The sequence below is a fragment of the Pseudomonas sp. FSL R10-0056 genome (assembly GCF_009600105.1).
Lineage (GTDB): Bacteria > Pseudomonadota > Gammaproteobacteria > Pseudomonadales > Pseudomonadaceae > Aquipseudomonas > Aquipseudomonas bubulae.
The window spans coordinates 1-287 of sequence record NZ_WIWL01000127.1 but is presented as its reverse complement, the minus strand read 5'-3'; the positions used below and the strand labels follow the sequence as shown (position 1 = coordinate 287).

General features: G+C 61.7%; 1 protein-coding gene. It reads right to left on the bottom strand.

The annotated features are described in order from the left end of the window. Positions 1 to 250 (bottom strand): hypothetical protein (locus GHO42_RS25705; RefSeq protein WP_218576000.1); only part of this gene is annotated, 250 nt, incomplete at its 3' end. Positions 251 to 287: the final 37 nt, after the last annotated feature.

The following is a 287-nucleotide window of genomic DNA, read 5'->3' as shown; positions in this document are numbered from 1 at the left end:
GCACATACTTCACGTCAAAGAAGATGCGCAGCACGATCTTGATGGGCACCGCCAGCATGACCAGCAGGTGCGTCATGATGAGGGCGTAGCGGATGATGCCCTTCTCTTCGAACCACTCGCGGAAGAGCAGGGCCGGCAGGGCCATGCCCGCCGTGAAGAAACCGCCGATGCAGAGCAAGCCCGCCCAAATAGGAAAGCTGGTGGTAGAGCTGGGGTCAGGCTTGTGGTGCAGCCAGCTCTCCCAAGGCATATAGAGCTGCCAGCTGGGGCCCCGCATGGTGGAGCCG